At 66.5% G+C, this 25,269-nt stretch carries 13 protein-coding genes and 1 pseudogene; 10 read left to right on the forward strand and 4 right to left on the reverse strand.

The genetic code is table 11. The features are described from left to right. The 5 genes and pseudogenes from WH07_RS41030 to WH07_RS09275 all read left to right on the forward strand — a co-directional run. Nucleotides 1–318: helix-turn-helix domain-containing protein (locus WH07_RS41030; RefSeq protein WP_052744306.1), on the forward strand; the 318-nt coding region annotated here is incomplete at its 5' end. Nucleotides 319–356: 38 nt separating this feature from the next. Further along, nucleotides 357–1,861 (forward strand): annotated as a pseudogene (locus tag WH07_RS09260) (LacI family DNA-binding transcriptional regulator). 143 nt (nt 1,862–2,004) lie between these two features. Then, nucleotides 2,005–2,343, forward strand: a complete 339-nt coding sequence (locus tag WH07_RS09265; RefSeq protein WP_046497715.1) for a hypothetical protein — start codon at nt 2,005–2,007, stop codon at nt 2,341–2,343. Nucleotides 2,344–2,524: 181 nt separating this feature from the next. Then, entirely contained in the window at nt 2,525–3,304 is a 780-nt protein-coding gene (locus WH07_RS09270; RefSeq protein ID WP_157877306.1) for a DUF3800 domain-containing protein, read from the forward strand. A 141-nt stretch (nt 3,305–3,445) separates the two neighbouring features. Then, nucleotides 3,446–5,719 carry a hypothetical protein gene (locus WH07_RS09275; protein WP_232788791.1) on the forward strand — a complete coding sequence of 758 codons (2,274 nt, stop codon included), beginning with the start codon at nt 3,446–3,448 and terminating at the stop codon, nt 5,717–5,719. A gap of 296 nt (nt 5,720–6,015) precedes the next feature. Here the strand turns inward: WH07_RS09275 and WH07_RS09280 are convergent, their stop codons facing one another. From WH07_RS09280 to WH07_RS09295, 4 genes are all read right to left on the reverse strand, one after another. Beyond that, complete coding sequence (locus WH07_RS09280) at nt 6,016–6,849, reverse strand: hypothetical protein (RefSeq protein ID WP_106409536.1); 834 nt, start codon at nt 6,847–6,849, stop codon at nt 6,016–6,018. 89 nt (nt 6,850–6,938) lie between these two features. Continuing rightward, entirely contained in the window at nt 6,939–7,628 is a 690-nt protein-coding gene (locus WH07_RS09285; RefSeq protein WP_046497725.1) for a DUF488 family protein, N3 subclade, read from the reverse strand. Nucleotides 7,629–8,094: 466 nt separating this feature from the next. Further along, nucleotides 8,095–8,664, reverse strand: coding sequence for an ASCH domain-containing protein (locus WH07_RS09290; protein ID WP_063775744.1), 570 nt, complete (start codon nt 8,662–8,664; stop codon nt 8,095–8,097). Next, on the reverse strand, nt 8,661–10,742 hold the full coding sequence (locus WH07_RS09295; protein ID WP_232788792.1) for a GNAT family N-acetyltransferase: 2,082 nt from the start codon (nt 10,740–10,742) through the stop codon (nt 8,661–8,663). Before WH07_RS09295 ends, WH07_RS09290 begins: the two co-directional genes overlap by 4 nt. 727 nt (nt 10,743–11,469) lie before the next feature. Here WH07_RS09295 and drmD point away from each other — a divergent pair. The 5 genes from drmD to drmC are packed head-to-tail and all read left to right on the forward strand — an operon-like array spanning nt 11,470 to nt 25,231. Continuing rightward, nucleotides 11,470–14,673, forward strand: coding sequence for a DISARM system SNF2-like helicase DrmD (gene drmD, locus WH07_RS09300; protein WP_046497727.1), 3,204 nt, complete (start codon nt 11,470–11,472; stop codon nt 14,671–14,673). Next, nucleotides 14,670–18,701, forward strand: a complete 4,032-nt coding sequence (locus WH07_RS09305) for an Eco57I restriction-modification methylase domain-containing protein (RefSeq protein WP_046497728.1) — start codon at nt 14,670–14,672, stop codon at nt 18,699–18,701. The genes drmD and WH07_RS09305 overlap by 4 nt, the downstream gene beginning before the upstream one ends. Continuing rightward, a complete protein-coding gene (drmA, locus tag WH07_RS09310; RefSeq protein ID WP_046497731.1) occupies nt 18,698–22,456 on the forward strand; it encodes a DISARM system helicase DrmA in 3,759 nt (1,252 codons plus the stop codon). Before WH07_RS09305 ends, drmA begins: the two co-directional genes overlap by 4 nt. Beyond that, on the forward strand, nt 22,453–24,486 hold the full coding sequence (gene drmB, locus WH07_RS09315) for a DUF1998 domain-containing protein (RefSeq protein ID WP_046497733.1): 2,034 nt from the start codon (nt 22,453–22,455) through the stop codon (nt 24,484–24,486). The genes drmA and drmB overlap by 4 nt, the downstream gene beginning before the upstream one ends. Further along, the gene (drmC, locus tag WH07_RS09320) at nt 24,479–25,231 is read left to right on the forward strand and encodes a DISARM system phospholipase D-like protein DrmC (RefSeq protein WP_046497736.1); all 753 of its coding nucleotides are present in this window, start codon (nt 24,479–24,481) and stop codon (nt 25,229–25,231) included. The genes drmB and drmC overlap by 8 nt, the downstream gene beginning before the upstream one ends. Nucleotides 25,232–25,269 lie beyond the last annotated feature (38 nt).

Consider the following 25,269-nt stretch of genomic DNA (forward strand, 5'->3'; position numbering starts at 1 on the left):
CTCTACCGCCCCGAGGAGATCGCCGAGACCCTCGGCTGCTCGGCCTGGTGGGTCAAGGACCGCGCGCGCCGGCGTCTGATACCGCACACGCGAGTCGGCCGCACCTACCGCTTCACCGCGGACCACCTCGCCGAGATCATCCGCATCCACGAGGAGCCGGCGCCACAGCGAGCCCAGGGGACGCCGTCACCGGCCGGTCCGCCGGAGTCGGCTATGACGTCGCCGCGTCCGACTCGGCAGACGCGGCCCTCCACGTCCTCCGTCCCACGTCTCAGGGCTCGACCGCCCCGCAGGTCCCAGTACGGCACTGCTGCGTAGCTGTACCCGGCACATCCGAGGAAGGAGGGGTACGAGGCGTGGGCTTCGCAGAGAAGCGCGGCAATTACTGGCGCGGTCGATACAAGGTCAGCGAGGGCAAGTACGGCACCGTCGTCGACCCGACGGGCGCGGTGCTCAAGTTCGCCACCAAGCGGGAGGCCAAGCAGGCCGCGGACGAAGAAGAAGCCAAGGTCCGGCGCGGCACCTGGCGCGATCCGGCGGCCGGACAGGAGACGTTCGGCGAGTACGCCAGCCGCTGGTACGACGCCCAGGACCTGGCCGCGTCCACCATGCAGAACTACCGGCGCCACATCGAGGAGCACCTGCTCCCGGAGTTCGAGGACAAGGCGCTCGCCGGCATCCTCCGCACGGACGTGGACACCTGGGAGAAGCGAGAGAAGGCCGTCTATGCGGCATCCAGTGTCAAGACGTGGCGCTCGACGCTCCACCTCATCTTGGAAGACGCCGTGGACGAGGGCCTCATCGCGTCCAACCCCGCAGCCAAGCGGCGCGGGCGCGGCAAACGCGCCGGCCGCTCCCGCGACCGAGGTCCGGAGAAGGTGATCACCGACCCGCTCGGTCTGCTCCTCATCGCCGAACGCGCATCCCTGCTGTCGGGCCGCGACGACGAGTTCGTCGCCGTCATCCTCAAGGGCTACACGGGGATGCGTTGGGGCGAAATCGTCGGCCTGGAGACCGAGTTCGCCCGGCCCGGCGCCGTACGCGTGGAACACCAGCTGTACGAACTGGACTCGGGTGAGCTGATCCGCTGCCCGCCCAAGGACGACAGCTACCGCACCATCGACGCGATGACTGGTTGTCGGCCTTGGTCGCCGACCACGTCGCCCGTACGAAACCGACGCTGTGCCCCTGCCACGGAAAGCGCTACGTCTTCCGCGGCCAGGGCACCGCTCGCACCGGCGGGCACACCGGTGCCAAGCTGGTGGACGTCGCCCGCCGCGCAGGCGTCTCCACCGGCACCGTGTCCAACGTGCTCAACCACCCCGATCGCGTACAGGAGGACACCCGCGCCTGCGTCGAAGTCGCCATCGCGGATCTGAACTTCGTCCGTGGCGGCACCCCGACGGAGAATGCCGCCCACTGGCGCCGAAATGGCTTCGCCACCTGGCTGTTCGCGCCCGCCACTTCCGGTTGGTACCCGAAGAAGGCACCCCAGGAGGCCCGCCCGGTCCCGCTGCTCGGCGAGCCCTGGCCCGGTGTCCCGGTCCGTGGCCGCAACGCCCAAGGCCGGGCCGACGCCTGCTGGCTGCCCATCGCCAGGGGGCTCACCCCGCATGGCCTGCGCCACTCCCACAGCACGCACATGGAGGACCTCGGCACCGAAAAGGTGCTGATGGACGAGCGCATGGGCCACATCGACGGCTCGGTCTCGGCGCGGTACGCCCACGTGACCCCTGGCATGCGCCAGCGCCTCATGCTTGGCCTGACCGAGCAGTGGGAGACAACGCTCGACACGCGCCGAACGATGCACTGGGGCTCCTCGGTCGCCGTGCTTGACAGGCTCCTCCGCAGGCGCGAATAGGCGGGTGGAGGCAGGCAGCGTCATGGTCCGCCCAGGCGGACGGCTCTCTTCGCAGGACCGGCCGACCTGGGGCGGCCAAGGTGAACACACGGCGTTGTCAAGGGCGTTGACGGCCATGGCGTAACTGAGTTAACTACTTACTTATGGATTTCACCATTGTCGCCCATGCCGTCGAAGTGGACCATGGCATCAAGCGGTTCTCGATGCGCTTCATTAAGCGATGTGCGGCGCCCGATCGGGTTCGGCTCAGTGTCGAGCTTTGCGAGCAGATGGCGCAGGCTCTGGATGGCCTCGGGTTGACGACCTTGCCTCGTCGGCTTCCTACCTCCGAAACCGAAGACGTCTTCGTCATCCAGAAGAGCAGCCCGCTCGGTGAGGCTGTGATCATCGCAGCATCTGTCGCAATGATGGAGAAGATGGGGACGCCGGTACTTCCGGCACTTTTTGAAAGATTTCCGGAAGCGAGGCGTCACCTGACGTAAGAAACGAGTCGCGGTTTGATCGATTTCGATCAACTTTAGTACTTGCGGGCGTACTTGTCGCATCGGTGAGTGGAGGGCTCTACAGTCGAACTACCCAACGCAGTTCACTGGCGGCTCCATAGTCTCAGTGTTGCGCCAGGGCTACTTGGTCTTAAAGTCTCTGGCGTAACGGAGTTACTGCATGACTTTCGATGGGCAGTGCCGCGTTCGCTGCCGCTCTCAGGTGATCGTCCCGATATCCAGAGGTAATGCCTTCGCTGACTTCCTTGCACCGACGCGTCCACCATTGCCGGATAGCCTTTACTTTCTGGATGATTCGGGCAATTCAGATATCTCGGTATTCGGGTTCTTGCGAGTGCCGCAGGTGGACGGGTGGTCAACGGCCGAGGCGGCGTGGACGAACTTCCTGAAGGAACTGCAGGTCAACCCATACATCACCTACACGCCGGACTATCCGCTGCACGCCGTTGATCTGGTTGCTGGGCGGGGTCGGCTGTTGCATCCGGCTGGCGGTGCTCCCCCGACTAAACGGCAGAGAATCGAGGCCGCGAACATCGTGCTCCAGGGCCTGCGGACGCTGGCCCTGGAGCCAGGGCTCGCCGTTGGCGCCGTCTACCGTCATGGCGCGACCCGCGAGGATCTATACGCCGACCTGGTAGGCATGGTCAACAACTGGCATGCGGAGGAGGGCAGTTCGTGCCAGTTCATCGTCGACGGCAATGGCACGGAACGGGTGCTGCGGGCGGCTCACCGTCGGTTGCCCGCCGACCGACGGCACGTCTTGGGGGATCCTCTGCTCGTGCCGGCCAGGCGGATTCCGCTGCTGCAGGCGGCTGATTTCGTGGCGTACGCCGCGCACCAGTCCGTGGTCCGGATACCCAGTCGCGCCTTTATGTGGGACTGGTACCGCCAGGTCTTTCCTGAGGCCAGTGCGCCGATGAATGTCGAACGGCTCCTCTGAAAGGTCCGGACCCCGCGGTGAAGCTGGGGCCCGGGTCGGACCTGGTGCTCCGGGAGTTCGGGCCAGGACCGCAGATCGAGTCTCCCACACAATCCACAGCTCATGACCGGAGGACGCATGTCCAGTCCCGCTCATCTATCCGTGACGCTCTCCTGGAAGGGCGAGAACGTCGCGATCTCCAGTGTCGAACGCAAACTGCCCTCACAGCCTGCCGAGTCGGCCCGCTACGAGGTCACCACCGTCGGTGCTGCCAACCCGCTTACCTCCCTGCCCGGCGACGCCTGGCAGGCTGTGGCACGTGCCGCAATCAACCCGGAGGGCGTAGCGGTCATGCTGCGGCCCACCGCGCAGGAGCCCGCCGGTCTCTTGCTGGAGGAGAACGTCGAAGGCGCCACCCTCCGGACCTTCAACACCCGGGTATGGCTCAGCGAACTACTGCCCGGCATCCAGCCCCGTACGGGGATGGAGGTGATGGACGTCCCAGACCCACAAGTGGTGGGTACCACCGAAAGGGGTGAGCCCTGCGCCGTCGTGCGTTACCGGTACCGCGACCTCGAGCACCTTAAGGATTATGTCCGGCAGACGGTGCACAGCACCCTAGCCCTCAACAGTTATGCGGTCTCCATTCTGGGGCGCAAGGTGACCCGTCCCCTGATCACCCACCCGGTGGAGTTCACCTTCGAGGACGGCACCGAGTCATTTCACGCGCTTGTCGTACGGGACGGCATCACGCGTCTGGCCAGCGCCTGGGCCGTCCTCGCGGGCTCGGACGCCGAGGCCGCAGATGCTGCCGACCTGATGGTGGAGTCGCTGTTCGGAAGAGTTTCGCGGGGGTCCGCCCCGGATGGTCGGACGCTCAGTGAGCGGCTGGCGGCGGTCCGCGAGAACTGGCGGAACACGCTTGCCGATGAGTTCCAGCAGGCCATGGCCGGACCAGAGCCGGGGGATCGCGGGATACACATCGCGCAGACCTATGTGGTTCCCGCGCAGGTGGCGGTCGGTGCCGTGGGGCACCCCGGACACTTGCTGGCCCCCGAAGACGTCTTTGACGACGCCATGCGTTCGATCCTTGCCAGCGTGCACGTCGAGTTCAAGGCGTGGGACTCGGCGGCTCAGAATGTCGAGGTGGCCACCCGCGCCCTCAAGCGCGTCATCCAGCTCGGTGACGCGCCGGTTGCCAAGGAGAGCCTTCAGGTCGTCTACGGCCTGGCTGTTGGACGTACCGTCCCGGAGGATCTTCCGAAGGAGTACGGCGATAGCCGGTTGCCGGGCACCGCGCTGTGGCGCGGGATCCAACTGGTTTACGCCCTGACCCGGCCCGAGCTGTACGAACGGCTTAAGGACCAGGCAAAGACCATCAAGGGCGGCTCTCGGATGAGCGCCAAGGGCTTCGCCGAGCTGATGGGTCCGATCATCGACCTGCCGTGGCGCAGCGCCAAGAAGGCCGTTTCGAAGCAGGCCCGAAATGCCTGGAGCAATGGCGGTGTGCTGACGCGGGACGTGCTCAAGGAGTGGGAGCCAACTCTGACAGACGACTTCACGACCCTCGTCGAACCGGCCATGGCAGGCGATGCCGATGCCCGCTGCACCCTGGCAGTGGCCGGCGGTATCGCGTTGATCGCCGACAAGCTCCTCACTCGGAACGTCGGTTCGACTCTGATGGCCCCCAAGGAGAAGGGCGGCGTGCCCTTCCGGTCCGACGTCCACCTGGTCGTCGAGAACCTCTCGGCCGAGGATAATGAGCTGGGCTTGTGGACCCTGGCGCTGACCGCCAACAGGTTCCGGGCCGACTCGCTGCCCGAGAACGCGCAGTCCGTGCGGCAGTTCGTGCGCCGGGACCGGAAGGACGAAGAGGGCCCGGCCTACGTCCACCTCAAGATTGACCTGGAGCAGCCGGACAAGGTCGCCCGGGACGAGAACGGTGTCCCCGTGCCCCTGTTCGAGTGGGACGTCGTGTGGGCCTCCGACCAGGTGCGCGCTAGCGTCGCCTACACGGAGCACAGGCTGCGTCTCCTGCCCGTCCCCGCTCCCTCCCCGGGTACTGGTACGGGCGCTGAGGAGAGCCAGCCGGGCGGTGGAAACGGGGAGCCTACGGGCGGCGAAACCACATCGTCCGATACCAAGCCGGGCGACGCCTCGTTCAGTGGCTCCAGCGACGGCGTACCGAGTGGTCGGCGGGCCGCCGACTTCCGGCGGACCCTGCGGTCTGGCTTGGAGAGCGCCCGGATCGCCTTGGATGGTCTGACAGAGATCGACCGTACGGCCGGCAGCTGGCCGCCGGTGATCGAATCTGCTGACTTCGGTGACCTGCGCCAGTCGCTGCTGGACCTGCAGACGGACCTGGAGAACCTGCGGCGCAACGTTCAAGGGGAGGACCCAACCGCCCCTGCGGAGACCGAGGACGACGAGGATTGAGACTCGTCCATTCCTGACAGAGGTTACGCTCGGCCTCGCCGCCCGGCAGTTTCTCACCGAAGGAGCAGGTGCGCCGCTTGTCGGCGCCGCCTTTGATGCGGCACTCCGAGATCTTCGGGGCCCTCCCGAAGTCATCTGGCCTGCTCGTCGGGCTCGTCAGCCTCGCTGGCACCCGGAGGCGGACCCTGCACTGCGCCAGCGGATGCGGTCATGAGTGGTAACGGATCTGGTCCGGCGGCCGGAGTCGGTTCCTCGGTGCTTAACCGCGTCCGCGTGCAGGCTGTCGAGCACCGGCCTCAGAGTGTGAACAAATCGTCTTGGACGTATTGGACAACCTTGCGATCTGGATAGAACAGGCCCAAAAGCATGAACGTCTTGGGATGGGCCGCGATGTTGCCAACGAGGAAGTGGACGGCCCGGTTCGGGGCGCACATCCGGTCGTACCAAGTCTCGCGCAGTGCCTCCCGGACACCGCTCTCGCCGTACTTGCGCAGGAACTTGCGGTACGACTGGCTGGCCTCCCAGTCCTTCAGCCCCATGTCGTGGGTCGGGCAGTCGTCATCGGCGCAGCGGAAGCTGTAGCGGAAGTCGAGCGGCACCCACTGCAATGGGTTCAGTTCCTGTTCGAACAGGTCGAGTTGGTCGGCCAGGGCGGCCTTGGAGACGGACCAGGGCTCGGCGGGCTCCAGTCGGAAGCGGGTGATCTCGGCGGGCTGAAAGACGCCGAGGGACGTTCCTCGCTTCTCCTGATCCCGCTTGATGGCGCAGAGCGAAGGCGCGACCAGCGGCTCCACGTACCGATATCGCTTCTTCCAGCCGCCGTCGGACGGTACCTCACCCACGATTTCCAGCGTGTCGAGGTCGGGCCGGAGACTCTCCGGGCGGGAGTCCCGCTCCGGGCGGTGCGGTTCCACGTCGACTTCGATGATCGAGTACTTGGAGAACTGGGCGTCCTCGCTCAGGAGCCGGAAGGGCACCGGGAAGAGCCGTACGTGCTGCGGCTCGCCATGGTCCAGGCGTATGCCGGCCACGCAGCTGGTCTCGCGGTACTTGTTGGACAGCTCCGGATACGTCTTGACCGTGATCATGATCCTTGCGCGCTGCCGTTTCCCGAATGCTGACGACGCCATGGTGTGCCCCCTCCGCCGATCTCCCCGATCTGATTGGGAGAGAGGCATGCATGGCCGGCAAGGGCGCGTGCGAAAGCCGGGGGACGAAGTCAGGCCAAGGGGTTCACCGGCACTGAGACCCGGCTGCGGACCGTCTCCAGGACGACCCGCCGGTGACAGCGGCTCTCGTCCTTCTCGAAGCACAGCACCGCGACCCGCGACGCTCGGGCGTGTTCTGCGAGGCGGTCAAGGTCGGCCTGGGCCTCCTCGGACCGCAGCAGGCCACGGAAGCGTGCCCGACCCACTTCGACGCGTCCGTCCCAGAAAGGTTCCCGATTGTCCTTTGGATTGCCCAGGCCGCGGAGGTGCGTGTATTCGATGCCGGATTCGGCCAGAGCCTCCCCGAGGCGGGTCTTGCTGAAGCCCTTCTTGCGGCTGATCGGGGTAAGTCGTACATCCGCCACGACCCCGATACGGCTGTCGACGAGCGAGGCGACGAACGAGTCGATGTCCCGCCCTTCGTATCCGGCTGACCAGAGACCGGGCGTGAGGGACGGGACCTGGGCTGCCTGGAACAGATCATCGAGGGAGACCGCGAGAGCCTTGGCCACCGCGCCGACGGTGAAGAAACCTGGCTGGATCGCTCCCTCGCTCTCCAGACGACCCAGCGTCACGACGGCGATGCCCGCCTCCTTGGCCAGCCGTTCCCGCGTCCACCCGCGATCCTCACGCAACGCACGTACTCGCTGGGCGAGCGCACGGGCGTGGTCGTGGGGAGGCGCTGAGCGATGGCCTGCCATGTGCGGTGTTCCTAACGACCGTTGGGGTGGCCCGCCGCGGTCTTCCTGGTCAGCTACGAGCCCTGGATTCGCGAACGCGCAGGCCAGAGGGCGCGTGAGCGCCGATCCTCCTGCGGCACTGGAGACTGCTTCTGGGAGAAGCCGACCAAGATCTTCTCCCAGATTTCTCCCAAGCGATCTCCAGGAACCACTCAGGGGCCCGACCCGCACTGCGGATCAGGCCCCTGACCTGGTACTACGGCGTCGGGGTGGCGGGATTTGAACCCACGACCTCTTCGTCCCGAACGAGGTTCGGTTAATGATCTTTCCTGCCTGGATTGTGTTTGCACAGGTCAGGTGGGTGGCCCCGGTTGGTCTCAGGTGGTGTGGAGGGGGCTTCGGGAGCGGGTCGGCTCCCAGACGGCTCCCAGCGGTACCCCTCAACCCTTAACAGGGAAGGACCTGCCGGCGCAAGGCTCGGCCGGTCCTAGGCGGCCACATGCTGCGCGAGAACCATGCTGCCGCCGAGCGGTGAACTCGTATCTCGTTGTGTCTGCTTCTCGGCTGTGCGTCTGGCCTCACCGGCTGTTTGCCGGGGGCTGACTCCCCGGAGTACTTCTTCCGCTGTCGGATGCCCCTGCACCCAGCCTCGCAACGTGTCGGGGTCGACGTAGCGATAGCTCTGAGGCGGGTGGAACGGACCTCCGGCACGGAGGTGGGCGAGCGGAACCGGGTCGGAGAAGCGCCTGACGGCATCAAGGAGCAGAGCGGATGCCTGTTCTGCTCCTTCCATGTAAGCGAGGTAGTCGCGGCGGCTGATAGCGCCATGTCTCTTGTGCGACTTCCAGATCTCGGACGGCGTGCCGACCTGCACGGCAGTGACGGTCGCGGTGCCCACCAAGGCCATCACGGGGGATGTGGCGTAAAGGATGACCGTGGTCCCCGGTGGCACGGCGACGCGTTGGCGGCGAAGTTCCACGGACTTATTGCCATCCAAGATGGCCGTGGCATACCGCGGGTGGAGGGACATCAGGAGTGAGCGTTCGTGCTCGTTCACTGGGCTGGCTGGCCTTCCTGGTAGATGGCGCTGAACAGATCGGGAGTGATCTCGAAGACCGACTGCACGCCGAGTGGGTGCTGGCGCTGCGCGGCCAGTGACTTCACTTTGTGTAGCCCCACCGGTCGAGGGAAGATCTCTGTGTCGGAGAACAGTAGAGCGCGTGCCTGGCCTCGATCACCACACACGCGCAGGATGTCATCCAGCCCCCACACTCCCAGGTGCCTGAAGCGGTTGTACAAGGAGCGTCCGGTGTCGACGACGGTGGCATCGAAGCGGGAGCAGGCGATCACGGCGGAAACGGACTGGTTCTTGTCCGAGCTGGCGTACCAGAGGATCCGGGCCGGGACCTTCTCTCCTCGGGAGCGTGCGGCGCGGTAGTAGACGTGCTCGCGGCTGATGCCAAGGTGATCGTCTCGGGGAATGAGCGCGCTGGGGACACCGAAGAGATCGCTGGACCACATGGGCTGGATGGGAACGAGGAAGCACGGCAGCTGTGAATCAGTGATCTTCGCGGGCCACCAGGCGCGCTCGAGCGCGGCAGCCGCCGCTGCTGGCATGGCGGCTGGTACCGCTGGTATCTGGAGACCGACGAGGGCGGCTGCGAACTGTGCTTGCTCGTCTACGGCCCGGGCATCTGCGCAGACGTCCAGGACGAGCGTGACCAAGGTCCCGGCATGCTCGCGAAAGCCGTCCTCGCGGGCTGCGATGCGTACGGACGGTTGGAGGCGTCCGTCGGTGAGAGACAGCAGGCGAACGCCTGAACGGCGGCAGTGATCACGCAAGCGAAAGAGGATCTGACGGGCCAGTGTCTGGTGCATGGGGTGGCCGTCGAGCACCCGTAGCAGTGGCACGACCAATTGGCCGTCGCGTACTCCATAACCGTAGATAGCCGCGACGGTACCTTCGGCGTCAATCACCTGCTGGCGGACCCAACGTGCCGGATGCGCCGCGAGTCGACGGAGCTCCGCGACGAAGTCGTTCCGGCGCTCTCCGGCTGCCTTGTTGAGGAAGGCGAGTTGCCCTTGCTCCTGGCCGGCAGGGACGGCCCGGACCGTGAGTGATGTGCCGAGAAGATCGCCCGGCTGGTAGACCTGGGCTCTGGTGAGCTCGTCCACGTGCAGGACGATATCCGAGGGTCTGAGGATTCGTACCTCACAGACCGACATGGCGATGTCCGACAAGGAAGCGAGAAAACCGTCCCGGGTCACCAGGAACAGGATGCCGCTGGCGCTGCACTCGGCTACGTAGCGCAGGTCGCGGAGGTCGTTTTCAGAGAGCTGCCGTTTGTCGCCGATGTGAATCTGGACTGCGGACCGAAGCTCCGCGAACAGGCGGTCCGCGTCGTTCCGGCTCACACTGGGCTCGGCGTAGCCGTGGGTCGCCTGGAGCTGCCGTCGCCGCTCCGCAGAGTCGGAGATCTTGCCGATCTCTGCTTTGAGTTGAGGCAGAACGGCGAGATCCACCAAGCCGGCAAGCCAGTCCGAGGTGAGTGTCCGGGACTCCTCGGCTCCGTGCCGCTGTCCGGATGAATGCAGGTCCGCGAAGACGTTGCAGTCCATCGCCACGGTCAGAAGTGCGGTCGACTCAAGGTCGGAGAACAGATGCGGGTGGTCGTGATCCCGTGACCAGACGACAAGAGGCTTACGGTCCTTGCCACGGCCGTCGACCTCGTTACGGGCCTCGAAGCCCAATTGCCGCCACATCGCGTCGTAGCCGTAGTCCTTGCGGCACTTGAGTACGATGCCGGACCGGTCGTGGTGGCGAGCGGAGATCTCGTCCACGAGGAGGCGGGCGATGCCTTGTCCCCGGGAATCAGGGTCCACACACAGATGAGTGAGACGGATCTGCTGCCGTGGCAGGGAGAAAAGAGTGTAGCCGACGAGCTTTCGGCCGTCCATCGCGGCAAGCAATCGCTTCTCCGCAGCCGCTTGCGCGTAAGCGGCAGGCGGCATAAAGCCCAGCCTCTTGTTGAAGCGATCGCCGAGTTCCACGATCGCTGCCAGGAGCTCCTCGTCACGGGCCCCAACGAGCCTGATGAGTATCTCTGTTGCGGGGGCAGGCTTCGGCTTCTGCATGGTGCCAGTCTTGCGGCTTCTGTGTTGCGATGCGCAGGTTTTTCGATCAACTCTTGGTACGCCGCACCCATCAGCGTCCGCTGCCGCGGGAAGGCGGTAGGTTCCGGGTCTTCGACGCCGGACTGACGGGCACTGCTATCAGCAGCGTCCTCTGGTTGACGACGTACCTGGTCAACCACGACGCACGGCCTCCGCAGCCGACGTCTTCGGCGTCAGCGGTGCCGCGTTCGCTGGACCGGTACTCAGAGGTGAACGCAGGGGACCTTGATCACCGGACCCCTCGGGTACTTCGAGGCGGTTGGGCTTCAACCGTGCAGCGCGGCAACCGCGGCCCGCGAGCTCCTGCAGGATGGTGATGTGACGACGGACGCCACGCGTCGACAGCCAAGCAGTGGTCTTCCAGGTTCTTTGGGATGCGTCGCTGGTCGGGGTTCGGGCTGCTTAATTCCTCGCCGATGCCGGAGGCCCGCCTCGGGGGGCTCTCCAGCCCTGCCCCAGCAACAGGAGACCGGGCGTGTAGCGGGTTTGACAACAGCGGCCTGTGCGGTTCAGTCCAGCCGTCCAGGATCCGCTGACCAAGATGCCCGTGACCCTTGAGAACCTGAAGCGGGCCGTACCCGGGGTCGGAGATACTGGTATTTCTGTGACCCCCGCGGCCAGGCTGCACGTAGTGTGCCCGGGTGATCGCGCTCCGGCAATGATGGCGTTGATGAAGGAGTCTGCCCAGGTGGCGACTGTGACGGAGTATCCGCAGGGATCGGCGAGCAGTACCCCGAATACGGCGGCCATTCCACCGGTCCCAGAGCCGGGACAGGTCGTCAAGGTCCGTGGATCCACCTGGGCGGTGTCCGACATCCAGAAGCAGGGCCTTCCCCGTAGCCCCGCTGACGAGGGGGCGCCGGGGCTCACGCATGTGGTCAGCCTGCAGTCGCTGGACGAGGACCGGCTCGGGCAGGAACTGACGGTGGTCTGGGAGCTGGAGGTGGGGCACACCGTCGCCCCGAACCAGGGCCTTCCGGAGACTGTGCGGGCGGATGCGTTCGACGACCCGAATACTCTCGCCGCGTTCGTGGACGCGGTCCGCTGGGGCGCGGTCACCTCGGCGGACGCGAATTCCTATCAGGCCCCTTTCCGGAGCGGCGCCAATGTGGAGGCGTATCAGCTGGTGCCACTCAGCCGTGCGCTGCAGTCGTCGCGTACGAATCTGCTGCTCGCGGACGATGTCGGTCTGGGCAAGACCATCGAGGCAGGCCTCGTCGTGCAGGAGCTGCTGCTGAGGCACCGTGCACGATCCGTAGTGATCGTGTGCCCGCCGAGCCTGTCGCTGAAGTGGCAGGACGAGATGCGGGAGAAGTTCGGCCTCGACTTCGTCATCGTCAACAGTGAGCTGATGGCAAAGGTGCGGCGGAGCCACGGGCTCAACGCCAACCCGTTCCGACTCTTCCCTCGCGTGATCGTGAGCATGGCGTGGCTGCCGTCGCTGCGGGCGCAGCGGTTGCTACGTGACGTGCTGGCGGACGTGCGCAGCTCCCGGACGGCCAGGCGGTACGCGTTCGATGTACTGGTGGTCGATGAGGCGCACCATGTGGCGCCAGCCAGTCCGACGACGGCGCCGGGGCAGCGTGGCTATGCGGTGGACAGCAACCGGACGACGGCGACGATGAGGCTCGCGGAAGCGTGCGAGCACCGGCTGTTCCTGAGCGCGACGCCGCATAACGGCTATTCGGAGTCATTCACCGCCCTGTTGGAGATGATCGACGGTCGCAGGTTTACCCGCGGCGCGAGCATCGATGAGAGCGCGCTGAAGGAGGTGATGGTGCGGTGGCTGAAGACCGATCTTCCGGACAAGGGGTTCAAGACGCGGAAGTTGGGGCCCCTCCCGTTCACGCCGTCGGAGGAGGAGCAGCGGCAGTTCGCGCGGTTGGAGCGGCTGCTGGCGGACAGCGCCCGGGCGAACGGCAAGGGCTCGGGCGGCGACATCGTCGCGATGCTGTTGAAGAAGCGTTTCCTGTCCAGCCCGTGGTCCTTCGCCCGCACCCTTGAGCTGTACGAGGGCGCGGACGGGGGTGACCGGCAGCTTCGGGTAGACGACGATGACGAGTACTACACGGAGGTGTTGGGCAGCGGTCAGTCGGACGAGGAGGAGGGTGCGGCCGAGCACCCCGAGTTCACCGCTCTGCGTCACTCCAAGGGCTCGGACCCGCTGGTCGCGGCCACAAGGAACGAGATCGACTCGCTCATCGAGTGGGGGCGCCGGTATGAGCACAAGCCGGACTCCCGGCTGGAAGAACTGCTGGCCTTCCTCGCCGCGGTTTGTCGGCCGGACGGCACCCACTGGAGCAACGAACGCGTCGTGGTGTTCACGGAGTACGCGGCCACCCTCGAATGGATCGAGCGCGTGCTGCGGCAACGCGGCTACAACGACGTGCTGGAGGTCATCCAGGGCTCGACCCCGACTGAGGAGCGGGAGAAGATCCGTGCCCGTTTCACCGAGAGCCCAGACAAGCACCCGGTCCGCGTCCTGCTCGCCACCGACTCCGCCGGCGAGGGCATCGATCTGCAGACCCACTGCCACCGCCTGGTCAACTTCGACATCCCCTTCAACCCGTCCCGCCTGGAGCAGCGCATCGGCCGGATCGACCGGTACGGGCAGACGAAGAACCCGGAGATCTTCCACTTCGTGCCGGTCTCCGGCTCCACGACGTACGACGCGGACATGAAGTTCATGGGGATCATCGCGACCAAGGTCGGCCAGGCCACCGAGGACCTTGGCAAGGTCAACCAGGTCATCGACGCCGAGGTGCAGGAGCACTTCGCCCCTACCCGAACGACGCGTAGGGCCCGGCTGACCGCTCCGGACGACGGCAATGAGGTGATCACCCGCGTGCTGGCCGGCGGGATGGAACTGAACCGCCAGCTCACCCAGCTGTCGGAGACGTACGACGAGCACAAGGCCGCCATGCACCTCACGCCCGCGAATGCCCGCCGAGTGGTTGACACCGCGCTCACCCTGACCTCTCAGCCCCCGCTCATCGAGATCGGCGACGACCGCACCGAGGCGCAGGTCTTCGAGATCCCGAACCTCGGCCGCTCCTGGCAGCCGGCCCTCCGCGGCCTGGATACCCGCCTGGAGCCGGGCGTCCCGCGCCCCATCACCTTCGATGACCAGGCCGCCCAGCAGCGCACCGACCTGGTCCACATTCACCTCGGGCACGCCCTCATGCAGCGCGCCACCCGCACCCTGCGCTCCGCGCTCTTCAGCACGGACTCCCCGGTACACCGGGTCACCGCCGTCATTGCCCCCGGCCTCCCCGAGTCCTGTGTAGCCGCCGTCTCCCGGCTTGTCCTGGTCGGACGCGGCGGGCTGCGACTCCACGAGGAGGTGTTCCTCACCGGCGTCCGGCTACGCGGTCAGGCACTCGCCGAGTCCAAGGTGGAGCAGGTCCTTGACGAAACCCTCGACTCCGAGGATCTGCTCTTGGCCGATGAGGAGGTGCGCGCTCACCTTGCCGGGCAGTGGAACGACGACGGTTCTCGGCTGCGCACACGCCTGCTAACCGCGATGGAACGCAAGAGCGCAAGCCGCCAGGAGAAGGTCACCGAGGCGCTCACACAGCGCCGGGACTCCGACATCAAGCGTGCCCATGAGATCTTCGACGCCTTTCGGCTCAACCTGCGCGAGTCCCGCGACCGCCTGGAGCAGGCCATCCGCGCCGAGGAAGAGCTGCTGTTCACCGACGACCAGCAGAAGCAGCGACGCCGGGACCTGCATCACATGAACGAGCGCCTCGACAGCTTGGACGACGAGGAAGCGCGCGAGATCGCCTCGATCCAGGAGCGCTACAGCGACATCAGGCCGTATGTATCCGCCGCCGCGGTCGTGTTCGCCCTCACCCCCGAAGACGCGAAGAACGGAATGGCCAAGGTATGAGCCGCCGCTACCCCCAGACCGTCGCCGATCTGCACCGTGCCTGGCTCGAACTCGTCGACGCTGACGGTCCGTTCCTCGCCATCCCCACCTTGGAGCGCGTCTACCCGCAGGGCATCCCCCAGCCCGACTCCCGGGCGCTCGACGCCATCAAAGACGCCAAGCCAGCCTTCGAGAAGGCATGGGAGAGCTGGGACGAGCACCCGGGTGACGAAGCCGCTCTCGACCTGTATCGCGAGGTCCGCGACAACTGGGTCGACCTCGTCCTACGCCAGGGACTGCGGTGGGGCGCCTCCTACACTGTGCCCGCCCCGGTCGCCGCCGAGGTCCGCTCGCCCGACTACACCGTCACTGTGCGCGCCGACGGCGCCCTCGTCCACGGCGACACCACCGGGGCTCTCGTCCTGGTCACCGACCCCACGGACTCCCTGCGCGACCCGCTCACCGACGGCTGGTCGGCCAGCCCGATTGACCGCATGGAGGAGCTGCTGCGTGCCTCCGATGTGCCTATCGGCGTCGTCACCGACGGCCGCTGGTGGGCGATCGTCAGTGCCCGGCCGCAGACCATGGTTGCCTCCGGCGTCGTCGATGCTCAGACCTGGATTGAGGAGCCCCAGACCCGCAACGCCTTCATCGAACTCCTCCAGCGCCGCCGACTGGTCGGTGGTAAACAACAGGACCGGCTGACCGAACTCTTCGGCGAGTCCGTCACCGCCGCCGAGAAGATCACCGAAGCGCTCGGCACCCAGGTCCGTCGCGCTGTCGAACTTATCGTCCAGGCCCTGTCCGAAGGCGCCCTAGACGCGCGGCGACGCGGCGAGCCCGACCCGCTGCCGGCGGCAAGGGGCGAGGTCTATGAGGCCGCCGTCACCGTCATGATGCGCGTGGTCTTCCTCCTCTTCGCCGAAGAACGCGGGCTGCTGCCGCAGAGCCGCCTCTTCGCGATGGGGTACGGCATCAGCGACGAACTCGACCTCCTTGACGCTCGTGAGAAGGAGGAGGGCGAAAAGGCCCTCGACGGCACCTTCCTGACCTGGCACCGGCTTCTGGCTACCTCGCAGGCGCTGTACCGCGGCGCGAGCTTCGAGGATCTGCGCCTGCCCGAGTATGGCGGCTCCCTCTTCGACCCGGCCCGCTTCCCCTTCCTGACTGCCTGCAACTCCCAGGACACCCTGGCCGTCACGGTCAGTGACCGCGTCATGCTCGAAGTCCTGCGCGCCGTGCAGATCGCCCAATTGCCTGGCGGGGCACGACGAATCTCCTTCCGCGACATCGACGTCGAACAGATCGGCTACATCTACGAGGGCCTGCTCGGCTACTCCTGCGAACCCGCCGAAGAGATCATCGTCGGTCTCACCGGCAGCGCGGGATCCGAACCCGAGATCCCCCTCGCCACCCTCGAAGAACTCAGCCAGGCCAAGCGCACCGAGACCGTGCTGGCCGACGCGATCCTCGCCTGGATCAAGCAGCACCAGCCGGCCGCGAAACCGTCCAGCAAAGCCGCCCTCGCCAAGACTCTGAAGGCGGGCGACACCCTCGACGACACCGAGATCGCCCTGCGCGACGTCACCGACGACCCCGAACTGCGCGACCGGCTGCGCCCGTACATCGGAATCATCCGCCGAGACCTGCGCAACCGACCGCTGGTGGTCGAGCCCGGCGGCGTCCTGCTGGTGGAGACCCCGTCGCGTGCTTCGGCCGGCGCGCACTACACGCCCCGCTCTCTTGCCGAGGAAGTCGTTCGGTACGCGCTGGAACCTCTCGTCTACTCGCCCGGACCACACCAGACCGCCGACCAGGACGCCTGGCGGCCCATCGACTCCGATCAGATCCTCGACCTGCGCATCGCCGACATCGCCTGCGGTTCCGGCGCCTTCCTCGTCGCCGCAGCACGGTACCTCGCCGACCGGCTCGTCGAGGCATGGCACCGCGAGGGCGTGGCGTACGGAAGGACCCCGCACGACCTGCACGTCCACGCCATAAGGACCGTCGTCGCGACCTGCCTGTACGGCGCGGACATCAACGGCATGGCCGTGGAGATGTGCAAGCTGTCGCTGTGGCTGGTGTCGCTGGACCCGAAGCTCCCGTTCTCGTTTGTCGACGACAAGGTGCTGCACGGCAACGCGTTGCTCGGTCTGACCGACGCCGACCAGCTGCGCCGCCTTCACATCGACCCCGCCGCGGCTGGCAACCAGTTCAGCATCTTCGCCCTGGACGTGGACGACATCCTGGATCAGGCCAGTCGTTTGCGTCGCCAACTGGCCACCGAGGTCGATGACAACGATCCGCAGCGTTCGGCCGCTACGAAGCGGCGGCAGTGGCGCCGGTACCAGGCGTTGACGGCACAGCTTGCCGATGTCGCGGACGGGGTGATCGCGGCCGGGCTACGGTGGGGCGGAAAGCCCGGGAAGCAATTGAAAGCCGCATACGAGAACCTGCGCGTCGCAGTGGAAAGCGCGTATCCGGCGGATGCCGGGGAGGCAGACCGGACGATGCTCGACGGGATCAAGAAGGCTGGGCTCACCCCGACAGTAACCACGGACTACGAGCGGTGGAAGCCGCTGCACTGGATCCTAGCCGTTCCGGACGTGATGGAGCGGGGTGGGTTCGACGCAGTCATCGGCAACCCACCATTCCTCGCTGGTTCCGACATCACGGGAGCAATGGGCACAAACGTCCGGGATTGGCTCGTTGAGGTATGCGCATCCGGGTATCGCGCAAACGCCGACGTGGTCGCATACTTCTTCCTTCGCGCGGAAAAACTCCTTACCTCGACAGGGGGGCTTGGGCTCATCGCAACCAATAGCATCGCCCAAGGGAAGAGTCGCGAGGTAAGTCTCGACAGAATGAGTTCTAGCGGCTTTACCATCACTCGGTCCATTCAAAGTCGACCGTGGCCTGCCGTGAGCGCCAGTCTGGAGTATGCGGCTGTTTGGGGCACCTATCGAAAGGTAGCAGGGGACGTTCCGAGATTTGCGGATGATGTCGCGGTGGGGCGCATTTCAACACTCCTGGAACCTGCCGGGAGAGTTGAAGGGAATCCCGTTCGATTGGCCGAGAATTTGGGTGTCACATTCGAGGGGTGTAAACCCACTGGATCGGGATTCGTAGTTACTTCAGCCGAAGCAGAGGAGTGGGCAGAGGTCGATCCTAAAAACCGCGAGGTGGTTCTACCGTACCTCGGAGGAGAGGACCTAAATTCCCGCCCAGACAGCTCTGCTTCTCGCCACATCATTGACTTCACCAATCATCAAGAAGATTCGGCGAAAAAATATTCATTGCCGTACGAGAGGGCGTTCACGCAAGTCAGGCCGCAGCGCCTGAAAAACAATCGAAAGGTTTATCGCGACTACTGGTGGCAGTTCGCCGAGAAGCGTCCTGGTCTACGCAAAGCAATTTCCGAATTGAGCGAAGTCCTCGCTATGCCTCGACACTCCGTCACGGCAATGCCGAGTCGGGTTGCCAACGATCGAGTATTCGGGGATGCGTTGGTAGTTTTTGCGACTGAATCATTCTTTGATCAGGCGGTTCTCTCATCGTCGCCGCACCAGATGTGGGCGATCAAATACGGATCTGGCCTGCGCAAGGACCCGCGATACACCCCGTCAGGCGTCTTCGAGACTTTTCCCTTCCCGCCAGCGGACGATGGTCGACTGGCCGAGCTCGGTAGAATTCTCAACGCTGAGCGCAGTGAGATTATGCTGCGCCGAGACCTCGGCCTCACCAAGCTCTACAGCCTGATCAACGACCCCGGCATTTACGGCTCCTCCGACCCAGATGTGGCTTGCCTCCGGGAGATTCACGTGGCACTCGATCGAGCAGTAATGGCCGCCTACGGGTGGGATGATGTCCCCCTGGAACACGGATTCCACACCTACCGTCAGATGGAGCGCTGGACGGTGAGTCCCGCTGCCCGGGTGGAGATCCTTGACCGCCTCCTCGAAGAGAATCACCGTCGAGCCGCCTCTCAGGGCGCTGTCAGTCCCAGTGACGACAATGAGGCCACTGAGGAAGAGGAGGGCAACGAGTGACCACCCCCCGGCGCAACGGCGCCCAGCCTGCGGCGACGTCTAGCGTCCCCCAGGCCCCGGCCTACCGTCTCGCCCTCGAGCCCGACGACCGTTCCTGGACGGCCCGCGAGAACCTGGTCGACATCCTGGAGCGTGAGCTCCTCGGCCCGGCCAACGGCCCGGACGAGGTCCTCGACGGTGTCCCCGACTCGGCGTATCTGATCGGCCGGATCGCGCCCGTGCGGCTCACCGCTGGCAAGGAGGACCCAGGCGAGACTGGCTCGGACGACGCCGCGACCGACGTGGGCGACGCCGTGGACGCCGCCGAGAGCCGGGGCGTGCCGCTCACCGCCGTCGACGACAGCAGCGCGAGCTCGGACGAGGACGAGGTCGAGGACCAGCCGCAAAAACGCGGGCTGATGATCCCGGCGTCGATGGGGCTGCGCTTCCAGATCCCTGACGACCTGGACGAGTTCACGGTGACCGCCTCGTGGGGCACGTACGAGCCGGTGAAGGAGAAGCGCGGCGAGGGCACCGCAGACGGCGAGGGCGAGGGCGCGGCGGCCGCTCCGGCTCTCCGTCGTTTCCAGCGCACCCCGCACGCCATAGCGAAGACAATCAAGGTTGCCGACCTGGAGCCGTCCCGTACGACCGAGATCGTACTCAAGGACAAGATCCTGCTCCGGGTGGATCGGTACGACGACTCCGAGCGTGGCTGTCGACTGATCGAGGTGGCGCTGTGCAACGACCAGGAGACCCCCCGTAAGATCCCGGTCGAAGCGTGGCTGTACCAGACCAAGCTGTCGGTGTCGGCTGGTGGCGTTGAAGTGTTCCTGCCGGTCAATGACGTACTCCTGGACACGCGCGAGGAGCCGGACGACGAGCTGCGGCGACTGCGGCTTCAGTATCGCAACCGTCTGGAGTTTGCCCATGGCCGGACCTGCTCGGTGGACTGGAAGGTAGCCGAGGGAGCGCGCCGGGCCAGCGAGGTCTGGACGACATGGCTGCCAGTAAGTGAGACACCGCAGACGGCTGCCGAGGAGATCGGCGCGGCCCTGCTGGACATGCGCAAGCTCCAGGAGGCATCGATCGACGAGCTGCGTACGGGCCTTGAGCCGATCGTCGCGGGTTACACCGCTTGGCTGGACGGCGAGGAGCAGCGGGCCAAGGCTCTTCCGAAGTATCTGCGGTCCGAGGGTCTGGACGCGGTCACCGAGGCGCGCAGGGTGCAACGCCAGCTTGAGGAGGGGCTGAAGCATCTCCTCGGGGACGAGGAGGCGTTGCGCTGCTTCCGGTTCATGAACCGTGTTATGGCTGATCAGCGTGTGCAGTCGCAGGTCGCGGAGCGGCGGGCCAGTCGGCCGGAGGAGAGCATCGACGAGGCTCGCGAGGCGATCCTCACGGAGAAGGGGGCCCTGGCGCATTCGTGGCGTACTTTCCAGCTCGCCTTCGTGCTCATGCAGTTGCCGTTGCTGTCCGACCCGGCGGCCGAGAAGCGGTCGGGGGATCTGGCCAAGGCGCAGCTGCTGTTCTTCCCGACTGGTGGTGGCAAGACGGAGGCGTATCTGGGTCTGGCCGCGTACACGTTCGCGATCCGGCGCCGCCAGGGCGTCGTGGATGCCTTCGATGGTCCGCTGAACGGGCAATCCGGGGTCGCCGTCCTCATGCGGTACACGCTGCGGCTGCTCACCGCCCAGCAGTTCCAGCGCGCCACCGCCCTGGTGTGCGCGGCGGAGCTGGCGCGGCGCGATGATGTGGCGACGTGGGGTGAGGAGCCGTTCCGGATCGGGCTGTGGGTCGGTACCGATGTGAGCCCGAAGCGGTACGACGAGGCCGCCGAGCAGTTGCAGAAGGCCCATGGGGGCCGTGGCTATCGGCTGACGGTGCTGCAGATCCAGCGCTGCCCGTGGTGCGGGACGCGCGTCGAGGCGCGCGATGTCCGCACGGAGCCCGCGCTGCGCCGGGTGTACGTGTACTGCGGGGACGAGCTGGCCGACTGCCCGTTCGCCGACGGCGGTGATGTACCGGACGGGCTGCCGGTGCTCACGGTGGACGAGGAGATCTACCGGCTCGCGCCGGCGTTCGTCATCGCCACTGTGGACAAGTTCGCCCGCCTGGCGCGGGAGGGCGAGGCCGCCTCGCTGTTCGGGCATGTCTCGCGGCGCTGTGAACGGCACGGATTCGTGCATCCCGACTATCAGCAGTGCGACATCAAGGACGGCAGCAAGCATCCCAAGAAGGACGGCTTGCCGGCGGCCCCCGTTCACCCGGCCATGCGACTGCGGCCCCCGGATCTGGTCATCCAGGACGAGTTGCACCTCATCACCGGGGCACTCGGCACGACAGTGGGCCTGTTCGAGGTGGCCATCGACGTGATGACCGACTGGCGGACCAAGGACGGGCGCCCGGTGCGTCCGCTGCTCGTCGCCTCCACGGCCACCGCCCGCAACGCGTCGGAGCAGGTGCGTGCACTGTACGGGCGCGACGTCACCATCTTCCCGCCGCAGGTCCTGGACGCCGGGAACACCTACTTCTCCAAGGAGATCCCCGTCTCCGAGAAGCACCCGGGACGCCGGTACGTCGGGATCAGCACGTCCGGCGTGCGCCTGACCACGGCGGAGATCCGGGTCGCCGAGGTGCTCCTGGCTGGCGGGCAGTTGCTTATCGACCGCTCCGGCCGCGCGGCCGATCCGTACATGAGCCTGGTCGGCTACTTCAGCGCCACCCGTGAACTCGCCGGCATGGCTCGATACATGAGCGACGACATCCAGACCGCGCTCGCCAAGGGCCGCCCCTGGTCGAAGCTCCCCCGCCGCACCGGCACCGACTACGGTTCGCTGCACGTCGCCGAGTTGACCTCGCGCGTGGCGAGTGCGGACATCACCGCGACCCTGGACCAGATGGCGACGGCATTCGACCCGGGCTTCGACTCCACCGCAGGCAAGCGGAACCGGCGCGCGCTGCGGGAGGCGAAGAAGCCGGAACCCACGCGTGAGGTCAATCCGTACGACGTGGTCCTGGCCACCTCCATGCTCCAGGTGGGTGTGGACGTGACTCGCCTTGGGCTGATGCTTGTGGTCGGGCAGCCGAAGAACACTGCGGAGTACATCCAGGCGTCCTCCCGTGTCGGCCGTACGGCGGACCGGCCGGGTCTGGTGGTCGCACTCGGGAACTGGGCGCGGCCGAGGGACCTCGCCCATTTCGAGCAGTTCCGCCACTACCACGAGACGTTCTACGCCCAGGTGGAGGCGCTGTCGGTGACCCCGTTCTCGGTGACCTCCCTGGAGCGCGGCCTGGACGGCGTGCTGGTCAGCGCCGCCCGTGTTCTGCAGGCCGCCAAGGCCGGCCAAGGGCTGTCCCCGGAGGATGGGGCGGCCCGTATCGAGGCCGAGCAGCACTTCGCGGGCGAACTCGTCGACGCCCTCGTGCGTCGCGTCGCGCGGGCCGGCGACGAGGATGCCGCCACCCGCGCCCGCCTACGCCTGGAGAACCGGCTAGACCAATGGGGCAAGCGACGCAAGAGCCTCATGGAGGACCGTAAGTCGCTGGTGTACGAGAGGGTTCTGGACGACGGTCGGCACGACGCGCTGATGATGAGCGCGGAGAACGCCAAGGCGGGCATCGACACCCGTGACGCCGCGCCGTTCATCGTGGCGAACTCGATGCGCGAGGTGCAGCCGGAGATCAACCTCCTGGTGAGCCCGATCAAGGAGCGACTGGTGTACCGCGCACCCGACCATGCCCCTCAGTGGAAGATGCCGGAGGACAACTCGTGAGTGACGAGACGCGCTTCGTCTACGACGTCGCCCGCGCCGTCGACCCGCTGGGCGACCTGGAGCAAGAGGCGGAGAAGGCGACCAAGCACAACCGTGCCAAGGTCGGCTCGGCCCGCCCCTCCTCCCTGCTGTACACCTATGGCCCCGGCGCGATCATGGACCTGCCACAGTTCACGATCATGCCCACCGGCCTGGACGACTGGGACCGCATCTGGCGGCGCCGCGACTCCGCGCCCCCGCAGATCCACGCCCCGCGCCTACGTGACGTGGTTCGGATGATGCTGCGTTCGCCCGACGTGCAGCTGCGGCCGTATCCCTGGCAGCCGAAGAAGCACATGCGATCCGCCGAAGGCAACGACCTCGGAGTTCCCTCCCGGATCTTCCCGCAATGGCTGCGATGCACGGGCTGCGACATGCTCGGACTGCTCGCTCAGTTCGACTACCGCAACACGCACCCCTTCCGCACCGACCTGGCCGTCTTCGAGCACGCCAAATGCATGGGCCGCGCGGGCGCCAGCTCCCGCAAGCCGATGCGCCGCACCGCCATCCCGGCCCGGTATCTGCTGGCCTGTGTCGACGGACACCTGGACGAGTTTCCGTACGACCTGTGGGTGCATCGCGGACAGCCGTGTAGCCAAGCGGAGCTGCCAGCTCTGAAAATGGTCGACCGGACCGCCGGCAAGGGAGCCTCGGCTGTGATCCACTGCGCATCCTGCGACATGCGGCGGCCCATGAACGAGGCCCAGGGCGAGGCCGGCAGGGCGAAACTCCCGCAGTGCCGCGGACGCCACCCCCACTTGGACGCCTTCGAGCCCAAGGGCTGCCGCAACGAGACCCGGCTGATGCTCGTCGGCGCCTCCAACCTGTGGTTCCCCGCCACCCAGTCGATTATCGTGATGCCGGAGTCCCAGGAGGAGAAAGCCAGCGACCTGGCTGACCGGGTCCGCACCGCGCTTGGCGACAAGCTCGCCAAGTACCGCGACAAGCTGGACCTGATCCGGGACCTTCTTGGCATGGACGGCGGCGTCGACGTCACCGGCCTGTCCGACCACGACCTGGAGCAGGTCCTTCAGGCGGCCTCCGCCCCCACCGACACCCCCGAGGAGCAGGAGGAGAAGCTCCGCGACTGGGACCCGGTCGACCTCCTCGTCCCCGAATGGCGTTACCTGCTGCGTGACATCGTCGGCACGCGCGTCGAGGACCCCAAGAGCGGCCTCACCCTCGCCACTCGTGATCGCGGTGACGCCCTGCAGCCTGAGATCACCCGTGTACTCGCGGTCGAGCGCCTCCGTAAGGTGAATGCCCTGGTCGGCTTCACCCGTATCGACGACATGGACCGCGTCGGCGACCTCCCGCGCCGCCTAGCCCCACTGACGCGTACGTCCCGGCCCAGCTGGACCGTGGCCACCGAGGACCGCGGCGAAGGCATCTTCCTCCAACTCGACGAGAACGCTGTCGCCGCATGGGAGAAGCGTGTCCTGGACACCGACCTGTGGAAACTCCACCGCGAGGCACACCGCAGGAACTTCGAGCGCCGCTTCTCCGACACGGCGGGCCAGATCGACCCCGATAGCCGACTGAAGCCCCCGCGCTACTGGCTCGTCCACACCCTCGCCCATATCCTCATCCGCGAACTCGCCCTGACCTGCGGCTACTCGGCCGCCAGCCTCAGCGAACGCCTCTACGCATGGCCTGCCGCTGAAGGCCGCGACCCTGCGGCCGGCCTTCTCATCTGCACCACCGCCTCCGACAGCGACGGCACCCTCGGCGGCCTCGTACAGCTCAGCGAGCCAACACGCCTCCAGCGGGTCGTCGGCGCTGCGCTGCGCAAGGCCACACGCTGCTCCTCCGACCCCATCTGCTCCAAGCGCACCCCACAGGATCCCGAGGACTTCCTCCACGGCGCCGCTTGCCACTGCTGCGTCATGGCCTCGGAGACCTCCTGCGAGCGCGCCAACCGCTTCCTCGACCGCCGCTTCCTGCTCGACCTGCCCGGCAGCGACCTCGGCTTCTTCCAGGCCCATGAGTGACGCGGACGCGCCACGCCAGCTCGGCCGGCTCCTGACCGGAACTGAGGCCAAGGACATAGCGGACCGCCTGGCCGACGGCGACACTTTGACCACCGCACTCAAGGTTGTCGCGGTCGGCCAGCGAGCAGAGGTCCGGCGGCTACTGGTGGCGGTGGCCCGAGACGTCGGAGCGACGTATCAGCAGGTTCTGGTCCTGCGGGCGATCGAGGGGGCACGGGCACATCCGACCACACTGTCACCGCTGTGGACCATGCCCGGGCACCTCGCCCAGACCGGGCCGCTCACCACCTCAGTCACCCGCCTCGTGGACAGCGCTCGCCACGCGATCACCTGCTCAACCTTCAACTTCCAGCGCAGCTCGGCGCTCTGGGCGTCGCTGCGGACGGCCGCGCAGCGCGACGGCGTCGCCGTCCGCGTCTACATGGACACCCGGGCCGCCGACGGCGGCGGACAACACTGGTCCCCGTCAACCACAGAGGTAGCCGCGCACCTGGCTCCTGCCGAGGTATGGCGGACCAAGGAATTCGACGACGGGTGCGTCCGCAATCATGCCAAGTTCCTCGCCATCGACCACCACCTCCTCCTGGTCACCAGCGCGAATTTCTCCTGGAGCGCAGAGAACAACAACGTCGAGTTCGGCGTCCTCATCGACAACCCGAACCTCACCGAAGCCGTCGAGCGCGAGCTGCGGGAGGCAGAGGGGGCCTTGTACGAGCGGATCTCTTACCCGGTCAACCGCTTATAGATACCGCGCAGCTCTCCAAATGCTAGTCTGGGGGTTCG

The sequence above is a fragment of the Streptomyces odonnellii genome, from assembly GCF_000981895.1.
Taxonomy (GTDB): domain Bacteria; phylum Actinomycetota; class Actinomycetes; order Streptomycetales; family Streptomycetaceae; genus Streptomyces; species Streptomyces odonnellii.

Coding starts and splice junctions, on each gene's coding strand:
- WH07_RS09285 (WP_046497725.1), bottom strand. CDS start 7,628: ATGGCAGGCCATCGCTCAGCGCCTCCCCACGACCACGCCCGTGCGCTC.
- WH07_RS09305 (WP_046497728.1), top strand. CDS start 14,670: ATGAGCCGCCGCTACCCCCAGACCGTCGCCGATCTGCACCGTGCCTGG.
- WH07_RS09295 (WP_232788792.1), bottom strand. CDS start 10,742: ATGCAGAAGCCGAAGCCTGCCCCCGCAACAGAGATACTCATCAGGCTC.
- WH07_RS09270 (WP_157877306.1), top strand. CDS start 2,525: ATGACTTTCGATGGGCAGTGCCGCGTTCGCTGCCGCTCTCAGGTGATC.
- WH07_RS09280 (WP_106409536.1), bottom strand. CDS start 6,849: ATGGCGTCGTCAGCATTCGGGAAACGGCAGCGCGCAAGGATCATGATC.
- drmC (WP_046497736.1), top strand. CDS start 24,479: ATGAGTGACGCGGACGCGCCACGCCAGCTCGGCCGGCTCCTGACCGGA.
- WH07_RS09265 (WP_046497715.1), top strand. CDS start 2,005: ATGGATTTCACCATTGTCGCCCATGCCGTCGAAGTGGACCATGGCATC.